This is a genomic window from Bradyrhizobium manausense, from assembly GCF_018129685.1.
GTDB classification, from domain to species: Bacteria; Pseudomonadota; Alphaproteobacteria; order Rhizobiales; family Xanthobacteraceae; genus Bradyrhizobium; species Bradyrhizobium manausense_D.
This window is the reverse complement of record NZ_JAFCLG010000001.1, coordinates 721,708-742,522: the sequence shown is the minus strand read 5'-3', so window position 1 is coordinate 742,522 and position 20,815 is coordinate 721,708. Positions and strand designations below refer to the sequence as shown.

The following is a 20,815-nucleotide window of genomic DNA, read 5'->3' as shown; positions in this document are numbered from 1 at the left end:
GGCCTGTTCCCAAATTCTATTCCCAAGTTCTATTCCCAAGATCTATTCCCGAGATCTATTCCCAGGTGAGGAAGCCGGGCGCGGCCGACAGCGGCGGCGCCGCGGCGAGCCGTGCCAGGTCGGGCACAGGCCTGCACATTTGCGCGTCGTCTGCGAATGCAGCCTCGAGGCTCGCGGCGACCGCGAGCACGATGGCATCGCCACCGCGCGGGCCGACGATCTGGAGGCCGAACGGCAGTCCGGCTTCGTCAAGCCCGAGTGGAATGCTGATCGCGGGATGGCCGGGAAGCGTCACCGCATAGGCGAGCGCGAGCCAGTGGAAATAGGACTTCGTCGGCACGCCGTCGATCTCGGCGGGATAGAGCTCCGACCATGGCCGCGGGCTGAGCGTGATGGTCGGGCTGATCAGCACGTCGAATCCAGCGAAGAAGCTCTGATAGGCGCGATAGATCCGCGTCTGCGTCGTCGACGCGCGGGCCTGGTCTTCGAGCGAATAGCCGAGGCCTTCCTCGACATTGGCGCGCACGTTAGGGCCGAGCATCTCTGGCCGCTCCTTGTAGTTCTTGCCATGCGTCGCCAGGAACATGCCCGCGCGCAGCACGGCGAAAGCATCGTCGGCACCGGTACAGTCGGGCGTCGCCTCACGGCTTTCGGCGAACAACGGCGCAAGCTTGCTCACGCGGTGGCGGAAGACGCGGCGGATGGCCTGCTCGGTCGGTGCGAAGCCGAAATCTTCGGTGAAGGCGAGGCGCAGCTTGCCGAGGTCGGCGGGACGCGGCGTGGCCCAGCGCTCGGCGCGTGCACGCACGGTTTCGCCGGGCAGGGTGTAGGCGAGCGGATCGCGCGCGTCGTCGCTCGCCATCACCGACAGCATCAATGCGGCGTCGGCGACGCTGCGGGCCATCGGTCCGTCGGTCGAGAGGTTCGACCAGCCGAAGATGCGCTTCTCGCTGGGCACGAGCCCGTAGGAGGGGCGCATGCCGACGATACCGGAGAAGCCGGCCGGATTGCGCAAGGAGCCGCCGGTGTCGGAGCCTGAGGCGAGCGGGGCCATGCCGCAGGCCAGCGCAACCGCCGAGCCGCCGGAGGAGCCTGCTGCCGAGCGCATGGGATCGAAGGGATTGCCGGTCGCGCCGAACACGGGATTGCGGGTGTTGCCGCCCGCCGCCCATTCCGGCGTGTTGGTCTTGCCGAAGATGATGGCGCCGGCGGCGCGCAAGCGTGCGACCGAGCCTTGGTCCGCAGCGGGCACGTTGTCGCGCAGCAGCGGACTGCCATATGTCGAGCGCATCCCGGCGGTGTCCTGCGTATCCTTGATCAGGACGGGAAGCCCGTGCAGGGCGCCGCGATCCTCGCCGCGCAGGATGGCGGCCTCGGCTTCCTTTGCGGCGGCGCGTGCGCCCGGTTCGTCCAGCGTCACGACGGCGTTGACGGCGGAATTGACGGCGGCGATGCGGGACAGACAGGCCTCAAGCAACTCGACCGGCGAAATCGCCTTGGTGGCCAGCAGGCGGCGCAGCTCAACGGCGCTGGAATCGCACAGGTCGCTCACGGCCAATTCCTTTCAGATTATGAAAACAATTTAGCATATCGGAAAGTAAGATTGACGCACCAATATTCGTCAAATCGAGGCGTTTCGTGCACAAATCCTCGCGCAAGTGCCCAAATGGCCGCCAAATGACGTGCAGGAGAGCCAGTTTTCGCCGAAAAGATTAGGTCGATCGACCAACATTTTTTCTAATGCCGTGGTAGGCTTGCTGCATGAGCGAGATCACGACGCCAGAAGGTGCCAATTCCCAGCTCGGTCAGTGCCTCAAGGCCGCCCGTCAGGCGCGTGGCTTGACCCTGAAGCAGGTCGCGGAGCGGACCGGCATGGCGCTCTCGACGCTGTCCAAGGTCGAGAACGGCCTGATGTCGCTGACCTACGACAAGCTGCTCCAGCTGACCTCCGGCTTGAAGATGGAGATCGCGGAGCTGTTCAATCCAGCGGTCGCGGCGCCCGTGCCGGGCCGGCCGGTCACCGCGCGCCGGAGCATCAGCCGGGCCGGGCAGGGGCAGCTGATCAACACGAAATTCTACACCTACACCTATCAATGCACCGATCTGATCGGCAAACGCATGGTGCCGATCGTCGCCGAAGTTCGCGCGCGCTCGCTGGACGAATTCGGCCCGCTGCTGCGTCATGGCGGCGAAGAGTATTTTCTGGTGACGAGTGGCCGCGTTGCAGTCCACACCGAGTTCTACGCACCGGAGATCCTGGGCGAGGGTGACGGCATCTATCTCGACAGCACGATGGGCCACGCCTACCTCAACGCCGGCGAGGCGCCCTCTGCAAAGGGCGTCTGTCTCTGCACCAGCGAGGCGCCCGACCTTTACGACCAGCTTCGCCAGATCGCATCGCGTGACGTCGCGCCGCTCGGTGATGACGAGCTGCCGTCGTAGCTTACTCGTGAGGCCTGAAACGAAAAACGCCCGGCTTTTGGCCGGGCGTTTTGCATTGGATGTTCGGCTTTATTCGCCGCCGCCGAAACGGCGCGACCACCAGCCGGCGCGACGCGGGGCCGCCGGCGTCTCGCTTGCCGCTTCCGGCGCGGGCGCAGGCGCAGGCGGAGCAATCGGCTCCGGCGCTGCCGCAACCGGGGCCGCCGGCTCGCTCGGGCTGCTCGACAGGAAGCTCACCTTCTCGCGGACGGTGGAGCGGCGACGGGCCGCCTTCTCGTCGGCGACGGGCTCTTCCTCCGCGACGGCAGCAGCGGGTGCGGGCCGGACCGGCGTTTCAACCGGTGCCTGGTGGAATTGGAGCTCGGGCTGAGACGTCTCGTGCTCAACCGGGGCGACGTGCTCCGAATGCGCAATCGACGGAGCTGGCTCGCCGCCAGGGCTGTCGAAATCGGCCACGGCGTCGGTCGCTTCCGGCGGAGGATTGCCACCGAGCTCGTCGCTGATGGAACCGGCGAGACCTTCCTCGTTGCCGCCGCGCCGACGACGTCCACCCCTGCGGCCACGCCGGCGACGGCGCTCGCCGTTGCTTTGTTGCTCGCCGCGCACGGCTTGTTCCTCGCCTTCCTCGCCATCCTGCTCGGACTCGACATCCTCCTCGGTCTCGCCGGCAAGCATGGCTGGTTCCGGAAGAGTGGGGGGCGTATCCTCGCGAAGCTCGCCTTCACGCTGGCCGCCGCGGCCGCGACGACGCCGGCGGCGCTTGCGGCGCTGGCCATCCTGCTCGGGCGCACCTTCGCCTGTGGTCTGTTCCCCGGCGAGACCTTCGGTCTCCTCGGTTTCGATCTCGGATTCGGTCTCCAGATCGAACTCGTCGTCGTCATAGGCCTCTTCGACCAGGGGCGGCGGGCTTGCAGCGGCCTGCGCCGCCAGCAGAGCCTTGGCGGCTTCGAGCGTATGCACCTGCTCGCCACGGTCGATGACATAGGCCTGCGGCCCGCTGACGCTGGGGTCGGCGATGACCGACAGCGTGACCTTGAAGCCGTTTTCGAGGTCGCGCAGATGACCGCGCTTGTGGTTCAGCACATAGAGTGCAACGTCGGTGCGGGTGCGGACCACCAGATTGTGGGTCGCGCCCTTCATCAGGATCTCTTCGAGTCCGCGCAGCAGCTGCAGCGCCACCGAAGACACCGAGCGGACATGGCCGGTACCGCCGCAATGCGGGCAGGGATCGGTCGACGATTCCAGCACGCTGGCGCGGATGCGCTGGCGCGACATTTCCAGCAGGCCGAAATGCGAGATGCGTCCGACCTGGATGCGCGCGCGGTCCTGTCTGAGGCAATCGGACAGCTTGCGCTCGACCGCACGGTTGTTGCGCTTCTCGTCCATGTCGATGAAGTCGATGACGATCAGGCCGGCGAGGTCGCGCAGACGGAGCTGGCGGGCGACCTCTTCGGCCGCTTCCAAATTGGTCTTGAGCGCGGTGTCCTCGATATGGTGCTCGCGGGTTGATCGTCCGGAGTTGACGTCGATCGAGACCAGCGCCTCGGTCTGGTTGATCACGATGTAGCCGCCGGAGCGTAGCTGCACGGTCGGCGAGAACATCGCATCCAGCTGGCTCTCGACGCCCATGCGCGAGAACAGTGGCTGGCCGTCGCGATACTGCTTCACCGCGCTGACATTGGCGGGCATCAGCATCTTCATGAAGTCGCGCGCTTCGCGATAGCCCGCTTCGCCCGCCACCTGGATCTCGTCGATCTCCTTGTTATAGAGATCGCGGAGCGAGCGCTTGATCAGCGATCCCTCCTCGTAGACCAGCATCGGGGCCTGCGACTTGAGCGTCAGGTCGCGCACCGTCTCCCACATCCGGATCAGGTATTCGAAGTCGCGCTTGATCTCGGGCTTTGTGCGGGCCGCACCTGCGGTGCGCAGGATGATGCCCATGCCCTCGGGCACGTCGAGATCCTGCACCACTTCCTTCAGGCGCGAACGGTCCTGGGCGCTGGTGATCTTGCGGCTGATGCCGCCGCCGCGGGCGGTGTTCGGCATCAACACGGCATAGCGGCCGGCGAGCGACAGATAGGTCGTCAGCGCCGCGCCCTTGTTGCCGCGCTCTTCCTTGACAACCTGCACCAGCATCACCTGGCGGCGCTTGATGACTTCCTGGATCTTGTACTGGCGGCGCGGACGGAAGGTGCGCTCCGGGACTTCCTCGAGCACGTCGTCGCCGCCGACGGATTCGACGACCTCCTCTTCGCCTTCCTCGCCGTCTTCATCGTCCTCGTCGTCTTCGTCGGCCCTCGCGACCGCATCCTGGTGTGGAGCTTCAGCGCTCTCGCCGACGCCATAGATCGCATCGGCCGGTTCGGTGACGGAGGTTACGGCTTCCGCAAACGCTTCGCCATGTGCTTCGAGGGCGGGGGCGTCCTGAGACGGAGCGACCGTCTCTTCGGCAAAGAAGGGCTCCGCGCCGATCGCGGCGACAGGCGCCGGCGTGTCGTCGGCATGATGATCGTCGTCGTGACCATGATCGTCATGATCGTGCGCGTGATGGTGCTCGTCATCATGGGCATGATGATGATCATCGTGGCCGTGCTCGTCATCCTCATGATCGTCGTGATCATGGTCATGATGATCGTGGTCGTGATGGTCGTGACCCTCGTGGGGCTCGCCGTGATGCTCGGCCTCGGCGTGCAGGTGCTCGCCCTCGTGCGGCGCGCCGTCAGCATGCTCCTGATGGGCAAGTCCTTCGACCGGCTGGGCCGCGGGATCGGCGCCGGCGTCGAGACCTTCGACGACGTCGCTGCGGACGCGCTCGCCATGACCTCGTCGGCGGGCGTTGCGGTGGCGCGAGCGGCGACGGCCGTGGGAGCGGTTCTCGCTCTCTTCCTCGGCTTCGCGATGCGCCTGCTCTTCAGCCTCGATCAGGGCCTGCCGGTCGGCGACCGGGATCTGGTAGTAGTCAGGATGGATTTCGCTGAAGGCGAGGAAGCCGTGGCGGTTGCCACCATATTCTACGAACGCGGCCTGAAGCGAGGGTTCGACCCTGGTGACTTTGGCGAGGTAGATATTCCCGCGCAGTTGCTTGCGTTGCGCGGTCTCGAAATCAAACTCTTCGACGCGATTGCCGCGGACCACGACGACCCGGGTCTCTTCCGGGTGGGTGGCATCGATCAACATCTTGTTGGGCATGTCTTGACTCTTGGAGGCGGCGGGCGCGATCGACCGTGGGCGCGAAGAGCGCTGCCGGGTGACGCGACGGTCCACCTGATTCGGGGCTGAGGGGAAGGCCGAAACGCCGTCTCTCGCGCCTTGCCGAATCGGAAGCTTCAGGGCCGAAGCGGCGCGCGGGATTTTCTCTCCGCAGCGTCGCGAATGGTCCTTCAGAATTCGTCGGCACAGTCTGGCGCATCAAGCGTCGGCCCGTATGAAACATTGGGCGGCGGGGCCGCCCCTAATCAGTTGCTGCTGGCCAGGCATGGCGCGTGCGCGCTCCGCCCAGATCAAGAACCGCCTCCTTGGGATTAAGGGAGCGGGTAACTGGCCGCGTCGCTATCAAAACTGTTCCGGAAACAGCGAGGTAGCCGGAAACCGTCCGCCGCCGGGGCTTGCCCCGTTCCGCTTCGCTGCCGCGCACCGCGCTGGTCTTTGAAGGGAACGGAAAAACGCTGGAATTCCCAAACCTTGAGAGTTCCGGCGCTGCACCGGGAGGCTGTATGCGACACAACCGGAATTATTGGCCGTCAGCAATCCGTACATACGAGGAATGGGGCATCCGTGCAAGGGAGCGTCGCACGCCGGTCACAGTCGAAGAGTTTCGCGCCTCCGTCATTAAGGATCGATTAACCCTGTGGTTCTATTGCGTTAAAGAGGCTGCTCGGAGGCACGGAATCGGTGGCGAGCCGCACAAATCAACGGGTTTTGCTGGGATTTGCGCTGCTTTGCGCCGCAGCATCGCCATGCGCCGATTCCTCGCGCCTGAGCGCGGCCGAAAGCCCGCCGCAACCCACTGTTGCGGTGGGGAATTTTCCTGTCGCGACGGCGGCGCGCCTGGCCGGTGACGGCAAGCAGACCCGCTTCATTCTGGACCTCGACCAGACCGTCAGCTTCCGCGCGACGACGCTCGCCGATCCCTATCGCGTCGTGGTCGATGTTCCCCAGGTCAATTTTCAGCTGGCTCCGGGCACCGGAGCCGGGCGGGGGCTCGTCAGGGCCTTCCGCTACGGGCTGGTGATGCCCGGTGGCTCGCGAATCGTGTTCGACCTGACCGGGCCGGCGAAGATCACCAATTCCTATGTGCTCGAGGCGGCCAACGGTCAGCCGGCCCGGCTGGTGCTGGAGCTCGAGGAAGTCGAGCGCACGGCCTTCGTGCCGACACCCGCTCCGGAGAATCGCCCCGATCTGCGGCCGACGATCGCCGCCACTCCGCCCGCGACAGTTCCTGCCGCGCCTGAACCGGCGCCGCAGAAGCCCGCGGCACCCTTGGATGGTCGTCCGGTCGTCGTGATCGATCCCGGCCATGGTGGCATCGACAACGGCACCCAGTCGAATGGTGAGAGCGAGAAGAACCTGGTGCTGGCCTTTGGCCTCGCGTTGCGCGACCGGCTGGAAAAATCAGGCAAGTACCGCGTGGTGATGACCCGGGACGACGACACCTTCATTCCGCTCAATGACCGGAGCAAGATTGCCCGCAATCTGAACGCCGCGCTGTTCGTCTCGATCCATGCCGATGCACTGCCGAAGGCCGAGGGCGACGCCCAGGGCGCCACGATCTACACGCTCTCGGACAAGGCGTCCGACGCCGAGGCCCAGCGCTTGGCCGATGCGGAAAACCGTGCCGACGCGATCGCCGGCTTCAACCTGGCCGAAGAGCCGACCGACGTTGCCGATATCCTGATCGATCTGACCCAGCGCGAAACCCGCACATTTTCAAGCCGTTTTGCCCATCTGCTGATGGGGGAAATGAAGACGACCATGCGCATGCACAAGCATCCCCTGAAGTCGGCCGGCTTCCGGGTGCTGAAAGCTCCGGACGTACCCTCGGTGCTGGTCGAGATCGGCTATGTCTCCAACAAAAGCGACCTCGAGCACCTCGTGTCCGAGGGCTGGCGGTCCAAGGCGGTGGGCTCGATGGCCCAGGCGATCGACACGTTTCTGGCCAAACGGTTGGCGACGGCGGGGGCCAGCAATTGAGAAGGGCATGCCGGATCCGCCGTTAAGCCCTAGTTTGGCCACAGCGGACGCTTTATAAAAACAACGCAAGCGGGTTCCAGAATCGGCGAGAATCCCGTTCGGCAAGCGTCTTTCGGTCCGGCACTGATCGTTTTGAGTTGAGCCGGCGAATTCGCGATGTGAGGATAGCGTCTGTTTGGGCGCTTTGGGCTGATCCTGGATTGAACGGATAAAGACATAATGCGCTTGCTTGTGCGGTTCATGGGCTTCCTGTTCGCTGCGGGAACGGTGGTGTTCCTTGTCGGTGTCGGTGCCGTGGCAGGCCTGATCTGGCATTTCTCCAAGGACTTGCCCGACTACTCTCAGCTCCAGGATTACGAGCCGCCGGTGATGACCCGCGTGCACGCGGTCGACGGCTCGCTGCTCGGCGAATACGCCAAGGAGCGACGGCTGTACCTGCCGATCCAGGCGGTGCCGAAGCTCGTGATCAACGCGTTCCTCGCGGCCGAAGACAAGAACTTCTACGAGCATGGCGGTATCGACTACACCGGCATGGCGCGCGCAGGCGTGCTGTACTTGCAGAACTTCGGCTCCAACCGTCGTCCGCAGGGTGCCTCGACCATCACCCAGCAGGTCGCCAAGAACTTCCTTCTGACCAACGAGGTCTCGTTCTCGCGCAAGATCAAGGAAGCCTTGCTCGCGATGCGCATCGAGAAGACCTATTCGAAGGACAAGATCCTCGAGCTGTATCTGAACGAAATCTATCTCGGCCTCGGCGCCTACGGCATCGCCGCCGCCTCGCTGGTCTATTTCGACAAGTCGGTGAACGAGCTCACCGTGGCCGAAGCCTCCTACCTCGCGGCGCTGCCGAAGATGCCGGCGACCCTGCATCCGGTGCGCAACCGCGATCGCGCCATCGAGCGCCGCAACTACGTGATCGACCGTCTCCAGGAGAACGGCTGGATCAAGCAGGCCGACGCCGAGAAGGCGCGCAAGGAGCCGCTGGCCGTCACCAACCGTTCCAACGGCGCCCACACCTTCGCGGGCGAATATTTCGCCGAGGAAGTCCGCCGCGACATCTTCGAGCGTTACGGCGAGAAGAAGCTGTACGAGGGCGGTCTGTCGGTCCGCACCACGCTCGATCCGAAGATTCAGGTCATGGCGCGCAAGACCATGGTCGCCGGTCTCGTGAACTATGACGAGCAGCAAGGCTATCGCGGCCCGATGAGCAAGCTCGATATTTCTGGTGACTGGGGCGTGAAGCTCGCCGAGATCAAGTCGCTCTCCGATATCTCGCCGTGGCGCATGGCGGTGGTGCTGGAGACCAGTGACCAGTCGGCGCGTATCGGCTTCCAGCCCAACCGCGAGCTCGGCGGTGCGGTCAGCAAGCAGCGCGAGACCGGTCTCATCACCATCGACGGCGTGCGTTGGGCAAAGCCGACCCAGGGCAATTCCAAGGGCAAGACGCCGAATTCGGTCGCGCAGATTCTGCAGCCCGGCGACGTGATCTATGCCGATCCGCTCTACAGCAAGGAAGGGCAACCGGTGGAAGGCCAGTACCGGCTCCGCCAGATCCCCGAAGTGTCGGGCGCGATGGTGGTGATGGACCCCTGGACCGGCCGCGTGCTTGCGATGGTCGGCGGCTTCTCGTTCGACCAGAGCCAGTTCAACCGCGCCACGCAGGCCTATCGCCAGCCGGGCTCGTCGTTCAAGCCGATCGTCTATTCGGCCGCGCTCGACAACGGCTATACGCCATCGACCGTCGTGCTCGACGCGCCGATCGAGATCGACCAGGGCCAGGGCGCCGGAGTTTGGCGGCCTGAAAACTTCTCGACGAACAAATATCAGGGACCGGTGACGCTGCGGAATGCGCTGCGCCAGTCGTTGAACACGGTGACGGTGCGTCTCGCGCAGGACATCGGCATGCCGCTGATCGGCGAATATGCCCGCCGCTTCGGCGTCTATGACGAACTGCCGAACTATCTCTCCTACGCACTCGGCGCCGGCGAGACCACGGCGATGCGCATGGTCACGGCCTATTCGATGCTCGCCAATGGCGGCCGCCGCGTGAAGCCGACCCTGATTGACCGGATCCAGGATCGCTATGGCCACACCATCTTCAAGCACGATCAGCGCGAATGCCGCGGTTGCGATGCGCCCGGCGGCTGGAAGAACCAGGCCGAGCCGCAGCTGATCGACCGCCGCGAGCAGGTGCTGGATTCCATGACCGCCTATCAGATCACCGAGCTGATGGAAGGCGTGGTCCAGGCCGGTACCGCAACCGTGGTGAGGGAAGTCGGCAAGCCGATCGCGGGCAAGACGGGTACGACCAACGAGGCCAAGGACGCCTGGTTCGTCGGCTTCTCGCCTGACGTCGCTGTTGCGATCTACATGGGTTACGACAAGCCGCGTCCGCTCGGCAAAGGAAACGCTGCGACCGGCGGCCATCTGGCCGCGCCCATCGCACGCGACTTTCTCAAGCTCGCGCTCGCCGACAAGCCCGCGGTTCCGTTCAAGGTGCCGGCCGGCATCAAGCTGATCCGCGTCGTCGCCAAGACCGGCATGCGCGCCGGTCCGGGCGAGACCGGGGGAACGATCCTGGAAGCCTTCAAGCCGGGCACGGCGCCGCCGGATAACTACTCTGTCATTGGCGTTGCTGATGCCGACGGCCGCGGCATGCCTGGACCGCCGCAGCAGGCGCCGGATTCCGGCTTCTTCATGCGGCCGGGCACCGGCGGCCTATACTAGAGACTGGACAAGACAGGTGTTCTTCGCAGCGGCGGTTGCGCTTTGCCGCCGCCGCCGCTACATCCCCGTCAGCGCGATGAGTTATCGCGCTTCATTTCTTGTTTGCGCATGATCGTTCCGGGAAACCGCTGCACACTTTCCCGGATCATGCGCTAGCACGCGGAATACGCGAGACCAGAGAACGACATGCGCGCCGAAATCGAACGGTTGGTAGAAGAGATCAAGCAGTCAGTCGGGCTGCTGAGGAGGCATCTTTGACGTCGAGAAATCGACGGCGCGCCTCGCTGAGCTGAACAAGCTCGCAGAAGATCCCAACCTCTGGAACGATCCCCAGAAGGCCCAGAAGCTGATGCAGGAGCGGACCTCGCTGGAGGATTCGCTCTCGGGCATCGGCAAGGTCGAGCAGGAGCTCGAAGACGACATCGGCATGATCGAGCTCGGTGAAGCCGAGGGCGATGAGGGCGTCGTCAAGGAAGCTGAAGCGGCCCTGAAGAACCTCAAGAAGGAAGTGGCGCGGCGCGAGCTCGAGGCGCTGCTGTCGGGCGAAGCCGACCGCTTCGATTCCTATCTCGAAGTGCATGCCGGCGCCGGCGGCACCGAGAGCCAGGACTGGGCGCAGATGCTGCTGCGCATGTACACGCGCTGGGCCGAAACCCACGGCTTCAAGGTCGAGTATCTCGAAGAGTCCGAGGGCGAAGAGGCCGGCATCAAGTCCGCGACCATTCAGGTCTCCGGTCACAACGCCTATGGCTGGCTGAAGACGGAAGCCGGCGTGCACCGACTGGTGCGCATCTCGCCGTTCGATTCCAACGCGCGGCGGCACACCTCGTTTTCGAGCGTGCAGGTGTTTCCCGTCATCGACGACAGCATCAAGATCGACATCAAGGAATCCGACGTTCGTACCGACACCATGCGGTCGGGCGGCGCCGGCGGCCAGCACGTCAACAAGACTGAATCCGCGGTGCGCCTGACGCACATCCCGACCGGCGTCGCGGTGGTCTGTCAGGCCGGCCGCTCCCAGCACAAGAACCGGGCGCAGGCCTGGGACATGCTGCGCGCGCGGCTCTACGAGATCGAGCTGAAGAAGCGCGAGGAGAAGGCTGCCGCCGACCAGGCCGCCAAGACCGATATCGGCTGGGGTCACCAGATCCGCTCCTACGTGCTGCAGCCCTATCAGATGGTGAAGGACCTGCGCACGGGCGTGCAGACCTCCGACACATCGGGCGTGCTCAACGGCGAGCTCGACGAGTTCATGGCCGCAACGCTCGCGCAGCGCGCCTTCGGCACCCCCGGGGCCGATATCGAGGACGTGGATTAGCCATGCCCCGCGTCGCCTTCATCGGGCTTGGACGGATGGGCCATGGCATGGCCGGCCGCTATCTCGATGCCGGCTTCACGGTGACGCTGTGGAATCGCAGCAAGGCCAAGGCGGAAGATCTGATCGCGGGCGGCGCGACGTGGGCGAGTTCGCCCGCGGATGCCGCGATCGACGCCGACGCCGTCGTGACGATGGTCGCGGACGACGAGGCCTCGCGCGCGGTCTGGCTCGGGCCCGATGGCGCGGCCAAGACCGCCAGGGCGGGCACCATCGCGATCGAGTGCTCGACGGTGTCCTATGACCATGCCCGCGAGATGGGCCGCGAGCTCAAGGCACGCGGCTTGATTTACATCGATTGCCCCGTGACGGGATTGCCGGATGCGGCAGCCGCTGGAAAGCTGACTTTGCTCGCCGGCGCCGATGCCGCCGATCTCGAACGCGCGCGGGCGTTCCTGGAGCCGATCGGCTCGACCATCCGTCATTTCGGAGCGGTCGGCTCCGGCACGGTCTACAAGCTCATCAACAATCTGATGGGCGCAATCCAGATCGCGGGCCTCGCCGAGGGCCTTGCGATTGCCGAGCAGGCCGGGCTGGACATGAAGCTGGTGCTGGACTCGATCCAGGCGGGCGTCGCCGCCAGTCCGCAAGTGCAGCGCCATTCCAAACGCATGGTCGCCCGCGATTTCAGCGGCGCGACATTCACGGCCGCGCTGCGGCACAAGGATGCCGCCTACGCCGTGAAGCTGGCCGAGAGCCTGCTGGCCGACAAACCGCTGGTCTCCCGCGCCGCCGTCGAGGCCTACGCGCAGGCCAAGGCCGCGATGCCCGACGACGACGAAGGCAAGATGATCGAGCTGGTGTCGCGGCCGAAATAGGCGATTAATGTTTATCTTCTTTGGCCTATTTGCCGACCCTGTCAGCGATGTCTTGTTGAGGATCTCCGAGGCATGGCCTGATCTCAAAGTGGTCAGGCTAGAACATCCCATCTCAGCGATCGCCGCGCGATTTGGCGAAAATCATTATGATCTGTCGCGCGATAAAATTCCCACCGACATTCTGTTGATGACAGAAAGGCTTTCGTCTGAAACGCCGTCTGCTCGTTTCTTGTTGCTTCGGACCGAGTGCTTCGGAGGTATTTGCGACAATCGGGGGCGAATTCTCCTGGACGGACGCACTCTGTTCGAAGCTGAAGGCGATGGCGCGCTTCGACGCCTTATCAAATTCTGGGGCGCAGACATTGGTCCAGAAGAGATATTTGAACCGCTGGGCCGATCCTTTCGGTGGGGATAGTCTAGGGCGAAGCTCATTCATTCTTGACGGAAATCGGGTGGCACCTTCCGGCGATTTGGACTAGGTCGTCCGCCGAGGTTAAGCGCATGCCCCCCCGGGTCGGTTGAGTTCCAGCGCCGCAGTTTCATTCAGCGGAAAATCCTGCCGCTTGCCACTGGCCGGTCGCCTTGCGACACTCTCCCCAAAACAAGACTACAAAAATCGGGGAGAGACCAATGCCGGGTCGTCACGGAAACCTTGCTGCCCTCGCCATGCTCGCTGCCGGCGTGCTCGTCATGACGCCGGTTTTGGCGCAGAAGAAGTACGACCCGGGCGCCAGCGATACCGAAATCAAGATCGGCAACATCATGCCTTACAGCGGACCGGCGTCGTCCTATGGCGTGATCGGCAAGACCGAGGCCGCGTTCTTCAAGATGATCAACGATCAGGGCGGCATCAACGGCCGCAAGATCGTCTTCATCAGCTATGACGACGCCTATTCGCCGCCGAAGGCAATCGAGCAGGCGCGCAAGCTGGTCGAGAGCGACGACGTGCTGTTGATCTTCCAGGCGCTCGGCACGCCATCGAACTCCGCGATCATGAAGTACATGAACGCCAAGAAGGTGCCCCAGCTGTTCGTCGCCTCCGGCGGCACCAAGTTCGGCGACCCCAAGAACTTTCCGTGGACCATGGGATTCCAGCCGAACTACCAGAGCGAAGGGCGGATCTACGCAAAATACATTCTCGACAATTTCCCAAACGGCAAGATCGCGGTGTTCTGGCAGAACGACGATGCGGGTAAGGATCAGTTCAAGGGGCTGAAAGACGGGCTCGGCGACAAGGCCAACATGATCATCGCCGACAAATCCTATGAGGTCAGCGACCCCTCGATCGACTCGCAGATTGTGGCGCTGCATGATTCCGGCGCCGACATCTTCTTCTCATGGGCCGCACCGAAGGGCTCGGCACAGGCGATCCGGAAGGTCGGCGAGCTCGGCTGGAAGCCGAAATTCTTCCTGGCGAACACCGCGACCTCGGTTGCCTCGGTGCTCAAGCCCGCTGGCCTCGAATACGCCAAGGATATCATCTCGACGATCTATCTGAAGGAGCCGACCGATCCGACCTGGGACAAGGATCCGGCGGTGGTGAAGTGGCGCGACTTCATGGACAAATACTATCCCGATGGCGACAAGACCAACGCCAACAATGTCTACGGCTATGTGCAGGCCGAGGCGATGGTGCAGGTGCTGAAGCAGTGCGGCGACAATCTGACGCGCGACAACGTCATGAAGCAGGCGGCGAACCTGAAGAATTTCCACAGCGACCTGATGATGCCCGGCATCATGGTCAACACCTCGCCGGATGACTACTTCCCGATCGAGCAGATGCAGCTGATGCGCTTCAATGGCCAGGCCTGGGAGCCGTTCGGCGACGTCATCACCGGCGAGGTTGGCCACGAGCGCAGCCAGTAGTCGCTGCAGCAGGGAAGACGGGGCGCGGATCTAGCCCGCGCTCAGCTTCACGCCGGCGCGCAGGAATTTCTGCGGATCGACGGCTTCGCCATCAATGCGTGTTTCGTAGTGCAGGTGCGGACCTGTTGAACGGCCGGTCGAGCCGACGAGCCCGATGACCTGGCCGATCCTCACGATCTCGCCGACCTTGACGTTGATCTCGGAGAGATGGCCGTAGCGGGTCGACAGTCCATTGCCGTGATCGACCTCGACCATGCGCCCGTAGCCACCGGACCAGCCGGCCGAGACGACCTTGCCGTTGGCCGTGACGCGGGCCGGATCGCCGGTCGCGGCGCGGAAGTCGAGACCGGTGTGCATGGCCGGCCGGCCGAGGAAAGGATCGCTGCGCACGCCGAAGCCGGAGGTGAATTCGACTTCGCCGACGACCGGCTTGCGATAGGGCACCTGCGCCAGCGTGCGATTGAGCCGGTCCATCTCGGCGCGCGTGGTGTGGATGCGATAGAGCTGCTTCTCGAAGGGACCTGCGTTGGCCGCGAGCTTCACCGGCACAAATGGGCCGCCCATCGGCGCACGCGGCGCGGCAGCCTCCAGACTGGCGAGATTGAGGCCGAGGTCGCTGACGACGCCACGCATCCGCCGCATGCGCGAATCCATGCCTTCCTCTACGGCGCTGAGCGCCGCGACCTGGCGGCGCTCGACCTGATCAAGCGAGTTGGTGAGCCGGACCAGGACATTGTCAAAGCCCTGGTTCTTGGCGAATTGATTGACCGGCGAGGCCATCACGGTCGGCGCACGGGATTCGAGCCGGGCTTCGCGGTCAGGTGGCGCCACGAAGATCACGGTGTCGCTGATCGGTGACGGCTTTGGGGTGCCCTGCGTCGTCTGATTCGTGTCGCCGCGCTGGGGCGTTGAGCGGGGAATCGATCCGGTGACGTCGGGCATGGCGCCAAGCGCCGTTGCCCGGGACTCAAGCGCCGTCTGGCGCTTCATGATCTGGTCGAGCTTCTGGTCGAACTGTTCCTGATCCAGCAGCTGGCGGCTGGTGGTGCGATCGACCTTGGCGCGCAGCTCGGCGATGCGGTCTTCATAGGCATATTGCATCTCGGCCTGACGGGCGATCAGCCGGGTCAGAACATCGTCGCGGAAGGCAAAATAGGTCGCGGTAGCAGCCGACCACAGGCCGAGAAGAACGACGGTGCCGACCACGATCCAGAACACCACAGGTCCAAGACGGACCTGCTTACCGTGATGGACGATGGTGTAGGCGTCGTCGCCCGCGGGCAGGGGAATCGCCGCAGCTACCGCGGCAGCAGGACGGCGGTGGAGAGGCCGTCCGTGATCGTGGGGATGATGCTGGGGGTACTGCGAATATTGGGCAGAACTTTTCGACATCGACACTCCCGTGCCGGTCGGAACGGTTCCTTGCGGCTTAACTGCCGCTGCAATCTGGGCCGGTCATGGTTAATTTTCCGGAAACGGGATCCGTCGTTTCTAACGGGCTGGTTAAAGACTTCTTGCCGCTTCCAGCACCTCGTCGGCGTGGCCTTCGACCCTGACATTGCGCCAGACCCTGGCTATCTTGCCGTCGGCCCCGATCAGCACCGTGGTGCGAAGAATTCCCAGAAAGCTCCTGCCATACATGGATTTTTCGCCCCAGGCGCCGTAGGCCTGCAGCATCTGGTGCTGCTCATCCGAGATCAGGGGGATGCCGAGGCCGTGTTTGTCGCGGAACTTCTCCTGGGTCTTTAACGGATCGGCCGAAATGCCGACCACGGCGGTGCCGGCCGCCGAGAAGTCGCCCTTCAGTCGCGTGAAGTCGATCGCCTCGCGGGTGCAGCCCGGCGTATCGGCGCGCGGGTAGAAGAACAGGACGAGCTTCTGGCCGGCAAAATCCGACAGGGTGACGACGTTGCCGCCGTCGCGCGGAAGCCGGAAGGCCGGGGCCTTCTGGCCCTCGGCCAGAGTGGATTTGGCGCTGGAAGCCGAGGTGGTGGCACTGGAGGCCTTTTCAGAAGATTTTAACCGTTTGGATGCGGCCTTATGCGATGCTGCCTTTGCGCCTGTCTTGCTTGATTTACGCGCCGATGCCGGCTGTGTTTTCGCACTGCCTGTTTGGGTCGATGCCCTTGCTTTTGGGGCCTTCTTTTTAGCCGTCGAACTGACGGAGGGCGTTTTGGACGTTTTCTTTCGGGATTTCTTGGACATACGCCTTCCTTTCGTCGCTTTCGGCGGGTCAACCAAAGCGCTATTGCAGCTCTCGTCCGGTGTGCCGGATTCGCGCCCGCGGCTGGGCAATTTTGGCGGCGACGGAGTATGGTTACAAGGAATTCCACGCACCACCCCACTGCTCGTTGAACGCGCTCCCGGGGCGACATGACGAACAGCAGGAACATCAGAGGTATGGCGGCAATGCCGGGGCGGGGAGCGTCGATTCCCGTCGATGGCGGCGGTCCCGGCGGCGCCCAATCCTACGACGGGCGCCTGTATCGAGAGGCAATGGCAAGGAATACGTCGCCCCAAGATCACACCCATGATCGCATCAGCGACTTCGATCGGCACGGCCGCAATCACGAGCAGCCGGAATGGGACGAGGCCGACTGGGATCAGGACCAGGAAGAGGAGGCGGGGCATCGCGCACGCCGCCTGCTGTCGCGTTCCGGCTCGGGCTTTCGCATCGGTGACGGTTTTTCCGCGTTTCGGCGGATGCTGCCGAGCAGCCGCTGGGTGCGGCGGATGTCCATCGTCCTTGTCAGCCTGATCGTCATCTTCGTCGGCTGCTTTGGCGCATTGTGGTGGCGACTTGGCGCCGGTCCCATCAATCTCGACATGGCAACGCCGTGGCTTGCGGCCGCCATCGAGGACAATATCGGTCACGGCAATACCGTGGAGGTCGGCGGCACCCAGATCGAGCGCGCGGGCCGGATCCGGATCGCCGTGCGTATCCGTGACATCATCGTTCGCGACCATGACCATGCCATCGTCGCCAGTGCGCCGAAGGCCGAGGTGCGGCTGTCGGGGGCCGCGCTTCTCACCGGTCATTTGCGCGCCGAGAGTCTCAACCTCGTTGACGCCGAACTGGCGATCCGGATTGCACCCGATGGGACCGTCACGGTGTCCGCCGGTGACACGGCGAAACCGCTCGCCACCGGCGTCGCATCGAAGAAGGAAGCCGGGCTGCCGCCGACATTCCCGCGCAACGGCGTCCCGCCGCCGCCGTTCGGGATGGCGCCCGCAACCCCGGACGCGTCTCAGGCGGCGCCTCAAGCCGCCGCGCAGAGCGGAATTCTTCAGGGCCTCGACTGGCTCGACAGTCTGAGCATGACCGGCCTCGATGGCCAGAACCTCAATGAGATCGGTCTGAAGAACGGCAATCTGATCGTCGACGATCAGCAGCGCGGCAGCAAATGGACGTTTGAGAACATCACCCTCAGCCTGCGCCGGCCGAGCCATGGCGGTGTGACACTCAGCCTCGGTGAGGAGGGCGCGCACCCGTGGTCGTTGCGCGCGACGATCGGACCAAGCGAGAACGGGGTGCGTTCGGTCGATATCCGAGCCGACAAGGTCTCGACCTCCAACATCCTGCTGGCGCTGCGCGTGAAGGATCTGACCTATACGGCCGATCTTCCGCTGACAGGCGAGCTGAAGGGCGAGCTCGGCCGCGACGGTGTGCCGACGTTCTTCCGCGGCAAGATCACGATCGGCGCGGGCAACATCATCGACACCGACACGCCCGACTATCCGATGGCGATCGACTCGGCCGAGATCAACATCGAATGGGATGCCAATCGGCGGGTGCTTGTCGCGCCATTCAAGATCCTGTCGGGCGCCAACCGCCTGACATTGCTTGCCCATGTCGAGCCGCCCAACGGCACCGTGAACGACTGGCAGCTCGGCTTCAGCGGCGGCTCGATTCTGCTGGGCGGCATCGACAACGAGCCGCCCCTTGTCTTCAACCGGATCGCGATAGGCTTCCGCTTCGACACCGACCACAAGCGCATGCTGCTGACGCAGGCCGACATCTCCAACGGCGAGATCGGTGTCGCCGGAACCGGCGCGATCGACTATTCCGGCGAGCCGCGCCTGACGCTCGGCTTTGCGGGGACGCCGATGACGGCCTCCGCGCTGAAGCGGATGTGGCCGACGCTGGTCGTGCCGGAGTTGCGCCAATGGGTGATCGAGCGGATCGAGCGCGGCACGCTCCAGCGTATCGAGGTCGGCGTCAACTCGCCGACGCGTAACCTTCCGCGCAAGGGGCCGCCAATTCCCGATGACGGCCTGTCGGTGAACATCGTGGCGAGCGGTGTCACGGTCCGCCCTGTCGATGGCATGCCTGTCGTGCACGATGCCGACCTCAAGGCGCATGTGACCGGACGCACGGCCACCGTCAATATTGGGCAGGGCATCGCCGACACGCCCGCAGGCCGCAAGGTCACGATTTCCGATTTCGTCTTTGAGGTGCCGGACATGGCGCCAAAGCCGTCGCCGTCGCGGACCCGATTCCGCGTCGATGGTCCGGTGCCCGCGGCAGCCGAAATGCTGTCCAATGATCGCCTAAGCGATCTGTCGTCGACCCCCATCGATCCCAACACCAGCAAGGGGACGTTCACGGCGAACATTCAACTCGGCCTGCCGGTCAAGGGCGAGCTGACCAAGGCGGACACAGTCTATGCCGTCACCGCCGACCTCAACGGCTTTGCTGCCGAAAAGCTGGTGATGAACCAGAAGCTCGAAGCCAACAATCTCAAGATCGTCGCCAACAACCAGGGCTATCAGGTCAAGGGCGACGTCAAGATCAATGGGCAGGCCGCGTCGCTCGACTATCGCAAGGCGACCGACGGCGATGCCGACGTCAAGCTGCAGACGACCCTGGATGACGCCAGCCGCGCTCGCCTCGGCTTCGACCTCGGCCCAGCCGTCAGCGGCGCGGTGCCTGTCAAGTTGTCGGGCAAGATTGCAGGCAGCCCTGACCAGACCACCAAGCTTGGCATCGAGGCCGACCTGACCTCGGTCAAGCTCGACAACATCCTTCCCGGCTGGGTCAAGCTGCCGGGCAAGGCGGGCAAGGCGACTTTCAAGGTGGTGCCGACGGCCCAGTCGACGCGGCTCGAGGACATCGTCATCGAGGGCGGCGGGGCGTCAATCAAGGGCTCGCTTGAAGTCGACCCGAACGGCGACCTGATGAATGCGAACTTCCCGGTCTATTCACCGTCCGACGGCGACAAGACGTCGCTGAAGGTGGAACGCGGCCAGGATGGCGTGGTGCGCGGCACCATGCGCGGCGACGTGTTCGACGGTCGCGGTTTCCTGAAGTCGGCGATATCAGGGAATTCGAAGGATGACAGCAAGAGCAAGCTGAAGAATGTCGATTTCGACATCGACGTGAAGCTCGGCACGGTCGCCGGCTTCAACGGCGAGGCGATGCGCAGTGTCGATGCCAAGATGTCGAAGCGCAGCGGCGCCATCAAGGCGTTCGCGCTGAGCGGCAGGATCGGCCAGAACACGCCGGTCGCGGCAGATCTGCGCGGCGGGCGCGCGCAGGGCAGCCGCGAGGTCATCTATCTCCAGACCAATGACGCGGGGGCGCTGCTGAAGTTCACCGACACCTATACCAAGGCGGTGGGCGGCCAGATGGTGGTGGCGATGGAGCCGCCCGCGGCCGATGCTTCGGCGCCTAGGGAAGGCCTCATCAACGTGCGCGAATTCGCCGTGAAGGGCGAGGCACAGCTCGAGCGCGTGGCAGCCGGCGCGCCGAACGGCACGCCGGGTGGCAGCGGTGTGTCCTTCAACACCTTGCGCGCGGAGTTCACCCGGCAGAACGGCGCGCTCACGATCCGCAACGGCGTGGTCAAGGGGCCGATGATCGGCGCCACCATCGAGGGCTCGATCGACTATCCCGGCAACCAGGTCTGCATGAGCGGCACCTTCGTCCCGGCATACGGGCTCAACAACATCCCGGCTCAGATTCCGCTCTTCGGCCCATTGTTCGGCGCCAACAGTGATGAAGGCGTGATCGGCGTCACGTACGAGGTCGTCGGTACGCCGGACAAACCCTCGTTGCGTATCAACCCGGTCTCGGCGATGGTACCAGGCCTGTTCCGCAAGATGTTCGAGTTCAACACCGGCAGGCAGCAACAAAGCGCATCGATCGACGAGCTACCCGACAGCCCGACTGGAACGGCAAGACCATTGTCGAGCGGTTGCGGCCCGCGGCGGTAGGACCAAGCGCCCGGCGTTCCGGAGCGCCCGTGCGGCCATACTATGCGGGGCAAGAAGATCTCAAAGTTTGGTGGCGATCGAGCCAGGCTGGACGTGCAATGAACAAGCTCGTCAACCGCATCATCATGTCCGCGCTGCTTGTGGCGACCCTCGTCCTGATCTGGAACGTGCTGGGCTCACG

Annotated in this window: 12 protein-coding genes; 8 read left to right on the top strand and 4 right to left on the bottom strand. The window is 64.2% G+C overall.

Features of this window, described 5'->3' with window-relative positions; genetic code table 11:
* Positions 1-55 precede the first annotated feature (55 nt).
* Positions 56-1,552 (bottom strand): amidase, encoded by a 1,497-nt coding sequence (locus JQ621_RS03600; protein WP_212233021.1) that lies wholly within the window; start codon positions 1,550-1,552, stop codon positions 56-58.
* 209 nt (positions 1,553-1,761) lie between these two features.
* On the opposite strand from JQ621_RS03600, the gene JQ621_RS03595 reads away from it, so the two are divergent.
* Complete coding sequence (locus JQ621_RS03595; RefSeq protein ID WP_212233020.1) at positions 1,762-2,442, top strand: helix-turn-helix domain-containing protein; 681 nt, start codon at positions 1,762-1,764, stop codon at positions 2,440-2,442.
* Between the two features lie 69 nt (positions 2,443-2,511).
* On the opposite strand, the gene JQ621_RS03590 is transcribed toward JQ621_RS03595, so the two are convergent.
* A complete protein-coding gene (locus JQ621_RS03590; RefSeq protein WP_212233019.1) occupies positions 2,512-5,631 on the bottom strand; it encodes an Rne/Rng family ribonuclease in 3,120 nt (1,039 codons plus the stop codon).
* 702 nt (positions 5,632-6,333) lie between these two features.
* Here JQ621_RS03590 and JQ621_RS03585 point away from each other — a divergent pair.
* The 6 genes from JQ621_RS03585 to JQ621_RS03560 all read left to right on the top strand — a co-directional run bounded on the left by JQ621_RS03585 (position 6,334) and on the right by JQ621_RS03560 (position 14,418).
* A complete protein-coding gene (locus JQ621_RS03585) occupies positions 6,334-7,632 on the top strand; it encodes an N-acetylmuramoyl-L-alanine amidase (RefSeq protein ID WP_212233018.1) in 1,299 nt (432 codons plus the stop codon).
* Between the two features lie 219 nt (positions 7,633-7,851).
* Complete coding sequence (locus tag JQ621_RS03580) at positions 7,852-10,359, top strand: penicillin-binding protein 1A (RefSeq protein WP_212233017.1); 2,508 nt, start codon at positions 7,852-7,854, stop codon at positions 10,357-10,359.
* A gap of 186 nt (positions 10,360-10,545) precedes the next feature.
* Positions 10,546-11,677 (top strand): peptide chain release factor 2 gene (gene prfB / locus JQ621_RS03575; RefSeq protein ID WP_212233016.1). Its coding sequence is split into 2 segments (ribosomal slippage): positions 10,546-10,614 and positions 10,616-11,677, totalling 1,131 coding nucleotides; the frame shifts between segments, so codons are not numbered across the junction.
* A complete protein-coding gene (locus tag JQ621_RS03570) occupies positions 11,578-12,552 on the top strand; it encodes an NAD(P)-dependent oxidoreductase (protein ID WP_409334191.1) in 975 nt (324 codons plus the stop codon). Before prfB ends, JQ621_RS03570 begins: the two co-directional genes overlap by 100 nt.
* Before the next feature lie 7 nt (positions 12,553-12,559).
* Positions 12,560-12,967: a hypothetical protein gene (locus tag JQ621_RS03565; RefSeq protein ID WP_212233014.1), complete on the top strand. Its 408-nt coding sequence runs from the start codon at positions 12,560-12,562 to the stop codon at positions 12,965-12,967.
* Between the two features lie 215 nt (positions 12,968-13,182).
* Positions 13,183-14,418, top strand: coding sequence for an ABC transporter substrate-binding protein (locus JQ621_RS03560; RefSeq protein WP_212233013.1), 1,236 nt, complete (start codon positions 13,183-13,185; stop codon positions 14,416-14,418).
* 30 nt (positions 14,419-14,448) lie between these two features.
* Here the strand turns inward: JQ621_RS03560 and JQ621_RS03555 are convergent, their stop codons facing one another.
* Positions 14,449-15,810 carry a M23 family metallopeptidase gene (locus JQ621_RS03555; protein WP_212233012.1) on the bottom strand — a complete coding sequence of 454 codons (1,362 nt, stop codon included), beginning with the start codon at positions 15,808-15,810 and terminating at the stop codon, positions 14,449-14,451.
* A gap of 111 nt (positions 15,811-15,921) precedes the next feature.
* Positions 15,922-16,623, bottom strand: a complete 702-nt coding sequence (locus tag JQ621_RS03550) for a peroxiredoxin (RefSeq protein WP_212233011.1) — start codon at positions 16,621-16,623, stop codon at positions 15,922-15,924.
* A gap of 204 nt (positions 16,624-16,827) precedes the next feature.
* On the opposite strand from JQ621_RS03550, the gene JQ621_RS03545 reads away from it, so the two are divergent.
* The gene (locus tag JQ621_RS03545; RefSeq protein ID WP_212233790.1) at positions 16,828-20,634 is read left to right on the top strand and encodes a YhdP family protein; all 3,807 of its coding nucleotides are present in this window, start codon (positions 16,828-16,830) and stop codon (positions 20,632-20,634) included.
* Positions 20,635-20,815 lie beyond the last annotated feature (181 nt).

Bases quoted from the DNA above. Each gene is read 5' to 3' on its own strand.
- JQ621_RS03595 (WP_212233020.1), top strand. From the start codon at position 1,762: ATGAGCGAGATCACGACGCCAGAAGGTGCCAATTCCCAGCTCGGTCAG.
- JQ621_RS03560 (WP_212233013.1), top strand. From the start codon at position 13,183: ATGCCGGGTCGTCACGGAAACCTTGCTGCCCTCGCCATGCTCGCTGCC.
- JQ621_RS03565 (WP_212233014.1), top strand. From the start codon at position 12,560: ATGTTTATCTTCTTTGGCCTATTTGCCGACCCTGTCAGCGATGTCTTG.
- JQ621_RS03590 (WP_212233019.1), bottom strand. From the start codon at position 5,631: ATGCCCAACAAGATGTTGATCGATGCCACCCACCCGGAAGAGACCCGG.
- JQ621_RS03550 (WP_212233011.1), bottom strand. From the start codon at position 16,623: ATGTCCAAGAAATCCCGAAAGAAAACGTCCAAAACGCCCTCCGTCAGT.
- JQ621_RS03555 (WP_212233012.1), bottom strand. From the start codon at position 15,810: ATGTCGAAAAGTTCTGCCCAATATTCGCAGTACCCCCAGCATCATCCC.
- JQ621_RS03545 (WP_212233790.1), top strand. From the start codon at position 16,828: ATGCCGGGGCGGGGAGCGTCGATTCCCGTCGATGGCGGCGGTCCCGGC.
- JQ621_RS03580 (WP_212233017.1), top strand. From the start codon at position 7,852: ATGCGCTTGCTTGTGCGGTTCATGGGCTTCCTGTTCGCTGCGGGAACG.